Source organism: Nocardia sp. NPDC020380 (assembly GCF_044386975.1).
GTDB lineage: Bacteria > Actinomycetota > Actinomycetes > Mycobacteriales > Mycobacteriaceae > Nocardia.
On record NZ_JBIRVQ010000006.1, the window covers coordinates 107,840 to 120,820 of the forward strand.

6 protein-coding genes are annotated in these 12,981 nt (G+C 69.9%); 4 read left to right on the forward strand and 2 right to left on the reverse strand.

Annotated features, from left to right (window positions below):
• Positions 1 to 3 precede the first annotated feature (3 nt).
• Positions 4 to 1,563 (forward strand): protein kinase, encoded by a 1,560-nt coding sequence (locus ACH438_RS17400; RefSeq protein ID WP_397006250.1) that lies wholly within the window; start codon positions 4 to 6, stop codon positions 1,561 to 1,563.
• Between the two features lie 56 nt (positions 1,564 to 1,619).
• On the opposite strand, the gene ACH438_RS17405 is transcribed toward ACH438_RS17400, so the two are convergent.
• Entirely contained in the window at positions 1,620 to 2,012 is a 393-nt protein-coding gene (locus ACH438_RS17405; protein WP_397006252.1) for an SCO5389 family protein, read from the reverse strand.
• Between the two features lie 57 nt (positions 2,013 to 2,069).
• Positions 2,070 to 3,113 (reverse strand): NAD(P)H-dependent flavin oxidoreductase, encoded by a 1,044-nt coding sequence (locus ACH438_RS17410; RefSeq protein WP_397006254.1) that lies wholly within the window; start codon positions 3,111 to 3,113, stop codon positions 2,070 to 2,072.
• A gap of 199 nt (positions 3,114 to 3,312) precedes the next feature.
• Here ACH438_RS17410 and ACH438_RS17415 point away from each other — a divergent pair, with 199 nt between their 5' ends.
• The 3 genes from ACH438_RS17415 (at position 3,313) to ACH438_RS17425 (ending at position 12,950) form a co-directional block, all read left to right on the forward strand.
• On the forward strand, positions 3,313 to 4,149 hold the full coding sequence (locus ACH438_RS17415) for a M23 family metallopeptidase (protein WP_397006256.1): 837 nt from the start codon (positions 3,313 to 3,315) through the stop codon (positions 4,147 to 4,149).
• Between the two features lie 59 nt (positions 4,150 to 4,208).
• Positions 4,209 to 5,189 (forward strand): LuxR C-terminal-related transcriptional regulator, encoded by a 981-nt coding sequence (locus ACH438_RS17420; protein ID WP_397006258.1) that lies wholly within the window; start codon positions 4,209 to 4,211, stop codon positions 5,187 to 5,189.
• Between the two features lie 285 nt (positions 5,190 to 5,474).
• Positions 5,475 to 12,950: an amino acid adenylation domain-containing protein gene (locus ACH438_RS17425; RefSeq protein ID WP_397006260.1), complete on the forward strand. Its 7,476-nt coding sequence runs from the start codon at positions 5,475 to 5,477 to the stop codon at positions 12,948 to 12,950.
• The last annotated feature ends 31 nt before the right edge of the window (positions 12,951 to 12,981 follow it).

A 12,981-nucleotide genomic window follows, 5' to 3' on the forward strand; every position in this document is an offset into this window, starting at 1 on the left:
CACGTGCCGGCGCATGGCCGACTCGGCCGATTCGGACAGCAGGATCAGCTCGGTCACTACCGTCTCGTCGAACTACTGGGCCGCGGTGGCATGGGCCAGGTCTGGCTGGCCGAGGACACCAATCTGGAGCGCGAGGTCGCACTCAAACTGCTGCCCTCGGAACTGGCCGCCGACACCGATTACCGGCGGCGCTTCGAACGCGAAGCGCGGCTGGCGGCTCGGCTGCGCGGACCGCACATCGTGCCCATCCACTCGTTCGGCGAACTGGATGGCCGGCTGTTCATCGATATGGAACTGGTGGACGGCTCCGACCTCGGCAAGGTGCTGGCCGCCGAGGGCGCGCTGACGCCCTCGCGCGCAGTCGATCTGATCGCGCAGGTCGCCGAGGCCCTGGACGTGGCGCACGGCGCCGGCCTCATCCACCGCGACGTGAAACCCTCCAACGTCCTCACCCTGCCCAGTGGGTTCGCCTACCTCATCGACTTCGGCATCGCCCGCGGCATCGGCCAGACCACCCTCACCACCACCGGCGCGGCCGTCGGCACCTGGGCTTACATGGCCCCCGAACGCTTCTCCGGCAGCGAGGATCTCCGCTCCGACGTCTACTCCCTGGCCTGCATGCTCTTCGAATGCCTGGTCGGCCGAAAGCCTTTCGCCCGATCCGAGCCCGCCAGCCAGATGGCCGCCCACCTCACCCTCGACCCACCCCGCCCCAGCGCCTGCAACCCCTCGGTCCCCACCGCCCTCGACGGCATCGTCCTCCGCGGCATGGCCAAGGACCCCGCCGCCCGCTTCCCCGCCGCCGGCGCCCTCGCCACCGCCGCCCGCGCCGCCCTCGGCCTGCAACACTCGACCCCCAGCCGCCCCATAGTCCCGGCCCCACCCACCACGAAATGGGATGCGAGCAGCCCCTTCTCACTCTCCGGCCCCTACCTGTCCCAAACCCAGGACTCCCCGCTCACACCCCCACCGAGCCCGGTCGACCACCGCCCCGGCAATCCCTACCCCCGCCACCAGGCCCCGACCGTCGGCGGACCCGGGGATGCGCCCGGCTTCGAAGCCCCCTGGCAGGCATCGCCTGCGGCGCAGTCGTATTCACCGCCTGTCCGTGATCAAGGTGCATCGGCGTACGGCGGCCCGTATCGGCCCGACGCGGCGCAGGCCAGCGGAGTGCCGCCGTATGCCGCGGCGCCGCCGGGCTTCGGGCATACGGCGCAGCCGTTGGGGGACAGGACTTTTGCGCCGCTCTACGGTTCGCAGGCGGGTGCGGCCTTCCCTGGGCCGGGTGGTTCCTATGCCGCGGCGCAGCCGGGTTTCGGGTACGGGGTGCCGACATCCGAGCGCCGGGCGGGGGTCGGCCGGGTGCTGTGGTGGATCGTGCTGGGGGTGCTGCTGTTGCTCTTCGGGGTGCTGACAATCGCTGTGATCGGCATCAGCTGCAACAGTGGGTGGGATGGCTGGGGTGATGGGATCGCCGCGTTCGGGATCTTCGTGGTGCCGTTCCTGATCTTCTGCTGGCTGGCTTTTCGCGAGGTCAGGAGGTTCCGGCGGTTTCGGAAGTAGGGCGGGTGCGGACGTAGCTCGGCGCGACCGGGTTTCGGTCGCGCCGAGCTGGTGCGTCAGCAGTTGCGGAGCTCGGGGCTCTGGTTGAGGAGCTGGGCGCGGGTGGAGATGAAGGTGCTGTAGGTGTCGCCGCCTACCGAGGAGAGCGGGAAGGCCGCTACCCGGTGGCAGTTCTGGAAGGCGAGCTTGATGCCGAAGTGGCGTTCCAGGCCGCCGCGGATGGCGTCGGAGGCCATGGCGCGGAGGAGCTGGCCACGGGCCGTTTCATCCGGTGGAGCGATGGTGTTGTCGGCGAACTCTTCGGTGCCGGAATGCAAGTCCGCGGCGACCCGGCTGACGACCTCGTAGGCGTAGGGCAGCGAGTTACGGACACAATCGACGAATTCGGCGTCGCTGACTTCACCGCGCTCAGCACGCTCGAGTAGTGCGGTGGGTACGTCGAGTGACATATCGCTCTCCTCATGGGATGGCGGAAGGTGTCAGCCGATTCTAATCGACAAAGGTTGTCAACAACCCTGGATTGGTCGCGAAAGTGCCTTTTCCAGAGCGGTTTTCGCCTCCGCCGACAGCTGTCGTACCAGCTCGCCGGCCGGTAGCTCCGGTGCGAGCGAATGCGCCTGACCGGCCCAGAGATTCACCGCGTCGGCGTTGCCCTCGCTCCGCGCCGCGGCCCGCAAAGGCCCCGTGGCGTAATGGATCTCGGGGTAGGCGACGGGGGCGTCCGGATGGTCTGTCATGAACTTGTTGCGGACTCCGCGCGCCCGCCGGCCGGTGAAGGCGCGGGTGAGCTGGGTCGGCGCCGCGGAGGCGACCGCGTCCCGCAGCAGCGGCGCGGTGCCCGCCTCGGGGGAGCGCAGGAAGGCGGTGCCGATCTGGGCCGCCGCCGCGCCCGCGGCGAGCACGGACGCCAGGCCCGCGCCGGTGCTGATGCCGCCCGCCGCGATGACCGGGCGGTCCACGGCGGCGGTCAGCAGCTGGACCAGCGTGAGCAGGCCGAGCGCGTCGACGGCGTCGTCCTCGGCCCGGTCGGTGAAGACGCCGCGGTGCCCGCCCGCCTCCGCGCCCTGCGCGATGAGCGCGTCCGCTCCGGCGTCGGCGGCCTGCCGGGCCTCGGCCACGGAGGTCACAGTCACCCACACCTCGGAACCCGCCGCGTGCAGCCGCGCGACCTCGTCGGCGCTCGGGCAGCCGAAGGTCACCGATACGACCGCGACCGGTTCGGCGATCAGCAGGTCGAGCTTGGCGTCCCAGTCGTCGGTGTCGTGGCGGGGCTCGCCGACCGGGAAGTCCCGGCCGAGCTCCGCGACGTACGCGGCGAACCGGTCGGCCGGGGTGGGGGCGGAAGGATAGAACAGGTTGACGCCGAAGGATGCCGTAGTAATAGCCCTTGTCCGTTTAATACGGTCTGCGAGATCGGCCGCGGTGAGATAACCGGCGGCGAGGAAGCCCAGCCCGCCCGCCTCGGAGACGGCCGCGGCCAGCTCCGGAGTCGACGGTCCGCCGGCCATGGGCGCGAGAACGATCGGGGTGTTCAGCTCGTCGAGAACCATGACTGCCAGTGTGCTCCTCGGGGTCACGGGCCGTGATCATCAGTTCGATCTGCCGAGCTGCCGTTTTCGCACAAAAGGTTGCGGAATGGTCACAACCGAGTACAGTTTCCGTCACAGCGAAACCGAATCGTTACCGGAACTTCGAACGCTAGGACGAGTAGTGCCGCACCACAGAGAGACCGCGAACTCCGTCTCAGTATTGGACTTGCTCAACGATTTCGGTGCCGAATGGGACGGTCTGACCAACCGTCGCAAGCACCGGACCGAGCACACCACCCGGGATCGGGTGAAGATCGGCGTCGGAGCCGCCGTCGCAGGAGCCGCCCTCATCGGCACCGCGACCCAGCTGGTTCCCGCCCTGGCGCACGCCGCCCCGCTACTCCCCAACCACGACGACTCCCCGGTCGCGCAGAAGGCCGCGGTCGAGGACGACACCGCACCGGCGAACCTGAAGCAGGCCGCCGATGTCGCCGCCCCGGCCCCGCAGCAGGCGAAGCCGGTCGCCGACCAGGTGAACGCCCCGAACCCCACCCCCTTCGGTCTGCAGAACCTGCCGCCCGAGGTGGCCGGCCCGCTCGCGCAGGCCGAGGCGACCATCAAGGGCTTGCAGCAGCAGGTCGCTCCGGCGCCGGCCGTGAAGCCGGTCGACGGCCCCCTCACTTCCGGTTTCGGAATGCGCTGGGGCGCAATGCATTACGGGATCGACTTCGGTGATCCCATCGGTACCCCCATTCACTCCGTGATGGGTGGCACCGTCATCTCGGCCGGCCCGGCTCAGGGTTTCGGTCTCTGGGTGCGCGTCAAGCAGGACGACGGCACCACCGCTGTCTACGGTCACGTCAACAACATGTACGTGACCGTCGGGCAGCGGGTGAACACCGGCGATGTGATCGCATCGGTCGGAAACCGCGGTGATTCCACAGGTCCACATTTGCATCTGGAGATCTGGGATCCCGCCGACACGAAGATGGATCCGCTGCCATGGTTGGCCAGCAAGGGCGTCCTCATGCAGCAGCAGTGGGGTCCGGCCCAGTAGACAGGTCACCCGCTCCTTCGACCGGGCGTTTCCCGGACCGGCGTGTACCGGTGGGTGCGGTGACTTCTCTGGACGATCTCTTCGACGCGGGCTCGCTGCACGGCCGCACTTACGCACTGCTCGTACAACATCCACGATCCACCGCACTCGAGGTCGCGGAGCGTCTCGGCGTTCCGCCGCGCGTGACGGAGGCGGCGCTGGAAGCGCTGTGTCATCTCGAGGCCGCGGTCCGGCTCACCGACAGCAATGGCCTGTCGCGCTGGGACGCGCATGCGCCGGAGGCCTTGTCGGAGGCCGAGACTCGCCGCCGCAACTCGGAGATGCTGCGCATGCAGTCCGCGGCCGCCCGGCTGGGGGAGACCTTCCGCTCGGTGCGCCGCACCACCGACGCGGACGGCGCGGTGGTGGCCGTGTACGAACGCCGCCAGCTGCTGGCCGATTTCGAGGATCTGCAGCACACCGCGCACTCCTGCGTGAAAGTGGTGGAGCGCGGCCCGTTCCTCTCCGATGTGGAGACCGAGGAGCGGATGTTCGAGCTCAAGACCTCGCGCATCAGCGCCGGCATCGACTACAAGACCCTGTACCAGGAGACCATCTACCAGGATCCGGAACGACTGCGACATGTGCTGGCCACCAATGCCGTCGGCGCCTCGGCCCGCACCCTGCCGGATCCGCCCATGAAGCTCATCGTCGCCGACGATCGGCGGGCGGTGCTGGTGCTGCACACCGATGAACGCCGTGGCGATCCCATGGGCGTCCGGGTGGGCCCGTCACCGACCCTCGACCTGCTGGTGAAGACCTTCGACGCGCTGTGGACCATGGCCACCCCGATCTCGGTGAATCCCTCGGAGGCCCTGGACGAACGCGACAAGGCCATTCTCACGCTGATGAGCATGGGTGCGACCGACGACACCATTGCCCGCCGGCTGGGATTGTCCCGGCGCACCGTGGTGCGCCGGACCGCGAGCCTGCTGGAGCGACTGGGTGCCAGCACCCGCTTCCAGGCGGGTGTGCAGGCAACCCGTCGCGGCTGGCTGTGACATCGGCCGGTAATCGCATCCGGCAGGCAGGCTGCGACCGTCTGTGACACAGTTCCTTGTGAACGGTTACAGCTCACTGTGAATGCTTGTGGCACAGCTCACATGGTTGCAACAACCGGGCGTGGTAACCGATAGTCACTGAGCTCGAGCCGTCGTCGCGGGCTCGGCGAGCACAGTAAGATTGCCCGAGTCCGCCCCCGGCTTCGACTGACTGGCGTCGAACGCGGGTCGGCCGAAGATCTTCGGCGCGCGGACCAGTTGGACCCGAGAGGTGAATGCACTCGAATGGATACTGCCCGCCGTACAGCTCGCGGAAATCGTCGGCGTCGGTCCGGCAGCCCTCTTTTCGGGCAGCTTCTCACCGCCGCGGTCGAGACCGCGGCCGATTCCATTGCCATCCGGTTCAATCCGACCGGCATTCCCGCTGATCAGCGCGAAAATACCTATGGCGAACTGGATGCCCGCTCGGCGCAGCTGGCCCGCGAACTGATCGCGCGCGGCGTCGGCCCGGGCGATATGGTCGCCATCGGCATCACCCGGTCCATCGAATCGGTGCTGGCTGTCTGGGCCGTTGCCAAGACCGGCGCCGCTTACGTGCCCGTGGACCCGGCCTATCCGCCGGACCGTATCGAGCACCTGCTGACCGATTCCGGCGCCGTACTGGGCCTGACCGTCCGGCAGTACCGCGAAGCGCTGGGCGATGTCGCCGAATGGCTCGAACTGGACGATCCGGTGCAGGCCGAGCGCATCGCCGCCCAGCCCGCGCACACCATCTCCTACGCCGATCGCGTGCGCCCGCTCACCGAGCAGCACCCGGCCTACGTCATCTACACGTCCGGTTCCACCGGTAAGCCCAAGGGCGTGGTGGTCACCCATACCGGCCTGGCCGGGCTGGTGGCCGCCGAACGCGAGCACTACGACGTCACCGCGGATTCCCGCGTGCTGCACGTCTGCTCGCCCAGCTTCGACGTCTCGGTGCTGGAACTGCTGCTGACCTTCACCGCGGGAGCCACCCTGGTGGTCGCGCCGGCCGGTGTCTTCGGCGGTGTCGAACTGGCCGAACTGCTCGGCCGCGAAGAGGTCACCCACGTACTGATCACGCCGGGCGCGCTGGAGTCGGTCGATCCGGCCGGACTGGACGCGCTGACCACCGTGGTGGTGGCCGGTGACAAGTTCGGCCCGGAACTGGTGTCCCGCTGGACCACCGGAACCCGGTCCTTCTTCAACGGTTACGGCCCCACCGAGGCCACCATTCTCGCCACCAGCACCGCGGCGCTGGTGCCGGGCGAGCCGGTCGTCATCGGTTCGGCGATCCCGGGTGTGGGCGCGTTCGTGCTGGACGGGCGGCTGCAGCCGGTGCCGGACGGCGTGGTGGGCGAGCTGTACCTGTCGGGTCCCGCACTGGCACAGGGCTATAACCTGCGGCCGGGTCTCACCGCCGAGCGTTTCGTGGCAAGCCCGTTCGGTGAGGTCAGTGGCACTCCTGGTGCGCGCCTGTACCGCACCGGTGACCTGGTGCGCCGCACCGCCACCGCGAGCGGTGAATCGGACACAGCCGGTGTCATCGAGTACCTGGGCCGCTCCGACTTCCAGGTGAAGATCCGCGGCCTCCGCATCGAACTGGGCGAGATCGACAACGCCCTCACCTCGCACGCCGACGTGGATTACGCGGCGACCCTCGGCAAGACGCTGCCCTCGGGCGCGACCGCGCTGGTCTCCTACGTATTGCCGCGTCCCGGAGCCACTCTCGACACGGCCGAGCTGACCGCATTCATCGGCGGGTCGCTGCCCGCGTACATGGTCCCGGCCGCCCTCGTGGTGCTGGACGAGATCCCGCTGACCCCGGTGGGCAAGCTGGATCGGGATGCGTTGCCGGAGCCGGTATTCGCCGCGCGCGCCTTCCGTGCGCCGTCGACCCCGGCCGAGGAGGCCATCGCGCAGGTCTTCACCACGCTGCTGATTCCGGACAATCCGGAAGCGCGCGTGGGTGCGGACGACGACTTCTTCGAACTCGGCGGCAACTCGCTGCTGGCCGCGCAGGCCGCGGCCCGCATCGGCACCGCGCTCGGCGTGCGGGTGCCGGTGCACGTGCTGTTCGACGCCTCCACCGTGTCCGGTCTGGCACAGCGGCTCGAGGGCACGCCCGTCCCGGCGGCCGGTCCGGCGCTGGGTTCGCTGCCGCGGCCCGAGCGGGTGCCGCTGTCGTTCGCGCAGCAGCGCATGTGGTTCCTGAACCGCTTCGATCCCACCAGCGCCGTGGACAATATCCCGGCCGCGGTGCGATTGACCGGCGCCATCGACGTGGACGCCCTGCGCGCCGCGGCGCGTGACCTGGTGGCGCGTCACGAGGTACTGCGCACCGTCTACCCGGAGGTCGACGGCGAGGGCTACCAGCTGGTGCTGGCGGCCGACGATCTGCGCGCGCTGCCGGTCATCCCGGTGCTGGATGTGGCCGCGGCCGATATCCCGGCCCGGGTGGCCGAGGTGGTCGGCGGCGGTTTCGATGTCACCGCCGCGCCGCCGATCCGCCTGCGGCTCTTGCGGATTGCCGCCGAGGAGCATGTGCTCGTCGCGGTCATCCACCACATCGCCGGTGACGGCGTCTCCATGGGCCCGCTCACCCGTGACCTGGTGACCGCCTATGTCGAGCGGGCCGGTGGCAAGGCGCCGCAGTGGGCGCCGCTGGCCGTGCAGTACGCGGATTACGCGGTGTGGCAGCGCGAAACCCTGGGCCGCGAGGACGATCCGGAATCGCTGCTGGCCCAGCAGATCGCGTTCTGGCGCGAGACCCTGGCCGACCTGCCCGACGAACTGGTGCTGCCGTTCGATCGCCCGCGCCCGCCGATCGCCTCCTACCGCGGTGGCACCTACGCCTTCCGCATCGACGACCGGATCTATGCGGCCGCACGGCATTTCGCCGAATCCCGCAACACCACGCTGTTCATGGTGGTGCACAGCGCGCTGGCCGTACTGCTGGCGCGGCTGTCCGGCACCCGCGATATCGCGATCGGCACCCCGGTCGCCGGCCGTGGCGAGGCCGAACTCGACGATCTCATCGGCATGTTCGTGAACACGCTGGTGCTGCGCACCGAGGTGGACCCGGCCGCCGGTTTCGAAACGCTGCTGCGGCAGGCCCGCGACGTGGACGCGCGCGCCTTCGGCAATGCCGATGTGCCGTTCGAGCGCCTGGTGGAACTGCTGGATCCGGCGCGCTCGCAGGCCCGTAACCCGCTGTTCCAGGTCATGCTGGCGTTCCAGAACATGGCGCCCACCACGCTGGAGCTGCCGGGCCTGAAGGTGGCGGGCGCGGATCTGCAGATCCCGTTCGCCAAGTTCGACCTGCAGCTCACCATGGCCGAGTCGTACGACGAGTACGGCGACGCCAGCGGACTGGCCGCCGAATTCTCCTATGCGCTGGACCTTTTCGACGAGGCCACGGTGGCCTCGTTCGCGCGCCGGTTCCAGCGGGTGCTGGCGGCCGCCACCGCCGACCCGGAGGTCCCGGTCGGCGATCTGCCGTTGCTCACCGACGCCGACCGGCAGCGGGTGCTCGGCGACTGGAACGACACCGCCTTCGATATGCAGGCCGCCGTCGGGCTGCCGGAAGGCACTGCCGCCACCCTGGTTTCGATGTTCGAGGCGCAGGTCGAGGCGACCCCGCACAATATCGCGCTGTCCTACGAGCACGAGACGCTCACCTACCGCGAGCTGGACGAGCGGGCCAACCGCCTGGCGCGGGAACTGCTCATGAACGGCTACGGCGCGGGCCCGGAATCGCTGGTGGCGCTGGCCATGCGGCGGTCCACCGAGCTGGTGGTCGCCATGTACGCCGTGCTCAAGGCGGGCGCCGCGTATCTGCCGATCGATCCGGATCAGCCGCTGGAACGCTCCGGCTACATCCTCGACATCGCCGCCCCGCGCCTGGTGCTGACCACCGAGCGGGACGAATTCGGTGTCGGCGACCGGGAACTCACGGTGCTCTACACCGAGCAGTTGGAGGCGACCGCCGGGCACCGGCACAGCTCCGCGCCGCTCACCGACGCCGAACGCATCCGGCCGCTGCGGGCGGGCAATACCGCGTACGTGATCTTCACTTCCGGCTCGACCGGACGCCCCAAGGGTGTGGCGGTCTCGCACACCGCCATCGTCAACCGCCTGGTGTGGATGCAGGCCGAATACCGGCTCGCCGGCGATGACGTGGTGCTGCAGAAGACCCCGGCCACCTTCGACGTGTCCGTGTGGGAGTTCTTCTGGCCCTTGCAGAACGGCGCGAAGCTGGTCGTGGCGAAGCCGGACGGGCACCGCGACCCGGTCTACCTGGCCCAGGTCATGTCCGAACAGGGCGTCACCACCGTGCATTTCGTGCCTTCGATGCTGTCGGTCTTCGTGGCCACGCTCGGCGGCGAGATCGGCACCGGCGGCCTGCGGCTGCGGCGGGTGTTCGCCTCGGGCGAGGCGCTGCCCGCCCCGACCGCGCAGAAGCTGCGCGAGCTGACCGGCGCGGAGCTGCACAATCTGTACGGCCCCACCGAAGCCGCGGTCGACGTCACCTACCACGAGGTCACCGACGCCGACACCGTCGCGGTGCCGATCGGCCGCCCGGTCTTCAATACCCGCCTGTACGTGCTGGATTCGCGGCTGCACCCGGTCGCCCCGGGCGTCGCCGGTGAGCTGTACCTGGCGGGCGATCAGCTCGCCATCGGGTACCTCTCGCGCGCTGATCTGACCGCGGATCGCTTCGTGGCCAACCCCTTCGGCCACGGCGAGCGCATGTACCGCACCGGCGACCTGGTCACCTGGACCGCCGAGGGCGAGGTGAACTACCTGGGCCGCACCGACTTCCAGGTGAAGCTGCGCGGCCTGCGCATCGAACTGGGCGAGATCGAGGCCGCGCTGCTGGCGCAGCCCGGCGTCGCGCAGTCGGTCGTGGTGGTGCGCACCGATCCGCACGCCGGTGATCAGCTGGTCGGCTACGTGGTGCGGGAGACCGTGGCGGGCCGCGCATCGGATACCGCGGCGGGCCGTGTATCGGATACCGTGGCGGGCCGCGCATCGGATACCGCGGCGGTCGAGCCCGAGGCGGTGAAGACCGCACTGGCCCAGCTGCTTCCGGGCTACATGGTCCCCGCGGCCGTGGTGGTGCTGGACGAGTTCCCGCTCAATGCCTCCGGCAAGCTGGACCGCCGCGCCCTGCCCGCACCGGTGTTCGAGGCCAAGCGTTTCCGGGCGCTCTCCACACCGATCGAGGAGATCGTGGCCGGCGTGTTCGCCGACCTGCTCGGCGTGGAGCGCGTCGGCGCGGACGACGACTTCTTCGACCTCGGCGGCAATTCGCTCATCGCCACCCGCGCGGTGTCCCGCATCAACGAGGCCCTCGACGCGGGCGTCTCGGTGCGTGAACTGTTCGAGACCTCCACGGTCGCCGCCCTCGCCGCCCGCATCGTGCCGGGCAGTGGTGTCGGCACCCGGCCGCCGCTGGTCGCCGCAGCGCGGGGAGGCGGAGCGGAGCGCCCAGAGCGGGTGCCGCTGTCGCTGGCACAGCAGCGCATGTGGGTGCTGAACCAGTTCGATACCAGCTCACCGGCTTACAACATTCCGATGGTCATCCGCCTCACCGGCACGCTGGACCTGCCCGCCCTGGGCCAGGCCGCCGAGGATGTGCTGGCCCGCCACGAGGTGCTGCGCACCCGCTACCCGGAGTCCGGGCCCGGCGGCGCGCCGTACCAGGAGGTGCTGTCGGTGGCGCAGGCGCTGCCGGAGATCGTCGGCACCCCGGCGCGTGGCCTGGAGGCCGAGCGGGTCGAGGACATCGGCGCGCGGGTGCAGGACCTCATCTTCACCGGATTCGATGTGGCGGCACAGGTTCCGGTGCGGCTGCGGCTGCTCACCGGTGACGCCCCCGACGACTACCTGCTGATCCTGGTCGCGCACCACATCGCCGCGGACGGCGCGTCGCTGGCCCCCCTGGCCCGCGACATCATGACCGCGTACGTGGCCCGCTCCGGCGAGGAGAACCCGGGCTGGGCGCCGCTGCCGGTGCAGTACGCGGACTTCGCGGTGTGGCAGCGCGCGGTCATCGGCTCCGACGAGGACGAGAACTCGGTCGCCGCACAGCAATTGGCGTACTGGCGCGAACAGCTCGCGGAACTGCCGGAGACGGCGCTGCTGCCGCTGGACCGCCCGCGGCCGCCGGTGGCGTCCATGGTCGGCGCGCTCGTCGACTTCAGTGTCGGCGCGGACGTGCACACCGGCCTGAATCGGATTGCGCGGCGGCACAATGCGTCGCTGTTCATGGTGGTGCACGCGGCCATCGCGGTGCTGCTGGCGCGCATGTCCGGCAGTTCGGACATCACCATCGGCACGCCGATCGCGGGTCGTGGCGAGCAGGCCCTCGACGATCTGGTCGGCATGTTCGTGAACACGCTGCCGCTGCGTACCGAGGTCGATACCGCGGCCTCCTTCGACGATCTGGTGGAGCGGGCCCGCGAAACCGATCTGTCCGCCTTCGCCAACGCGGATGTGCCGTTCGAGCGGGTCGCCGAGGTGGCGGCCCCCGGTCGCGGCGCAGCCAATCCGCTGCTGCAGGTGGTGCTGGCGCTGCAGAACACCGAGACCCCGGTGCTGGACCTGCCCGGTCTGACCGTCTCGGCCGTGGACGCGGAACTGGCGCAGGCCAAGTTCGATCTGCAGATCGGCGTGGACCCGCTGCCCGGTGCGGACGGCGCGCTCGGTGAACTGCTGGTGATGTTCTCCTACGCGACCGATCTGTTCGACGCGGAGACCATGGAGGCGCTGGGCCGCCGCCTGGCCCGCATCCTCACCGCGGTGGCGGCCGACCCGCACATTCCGGTCGGCGATATCGACATCCTGGATGCCACCGAACACGAACGCGCGCAGGCGAACACGCCGGTCGCGCAGCCGCCCGCCAATGCCCGCGGCACGGCGCTGCCGCAGTCGCTGTCGGCGGTGGTCGAGGACGATCCGGACGGTCCGGCCCTGGTGTGGGGCGAGGAAGCGTTGTCCTACAACGAACTCGACGCCCGCTCCTCGCGGCTGGCGCGGGTGCTCATCGGCCGCGGTTGCGGTCCGGGCACCGGTGTGGCGATCCGGCTGGATCGCGGTGTCGAGCTCGCGGTGGCCACCTGGGCGGTGCTCAAGGCGGGTGCGGCCGTGGTGCCGCTGCCGCTGACGGACACCGTGCCGCCGGCCGGACTGGACGTGAAGGTCGGCTTGACGGTCGGCGCTCCGGCGCCGGTGCCCGGCATCGACTGGCTGGCCCTCGACGATCCGTCGGTGGCCGCCGAGATGACGGCCGAATCCGCGCGCCCGGTCACCTACGCGCATCGCACCCGCGCCCTGCGCGGCGACGACACCGTCTTCGCCGCACCCGGCGCGATCACCCTCGACTACGACGCGCTGGCGGCCCTGGCCGATCGGGTGCGTTCGGCCGCGGAGCTGACCTTCGAGTCGCGCACCTATCAGCTGGGTCGCGGGCAGGGTCCGCTGGCGCTGGTGGAACTGGTGGCCGTCGGCGGGGTCGGCGCGTCCATGGTGCTGCCGGATCTGAGCGCGGGTCTGACGGGTGCGCTGGCCGACGAATGGGTCACACATCTGATCGCCGAACAGGCCCGATTGTCCGAAGTCGATCCGGGGGCCCTCGAGGATCTGCACGCTGTCGTCGTGGATGCGGATAAGGTGCCGGAGAACTGGGAACGAACGTTGTTGGTCACTCTGCCGGAACTGTCGGACGGCGCCGCGTAAGGGGTCGGCGCCACACCGCACAGGTCGCTGC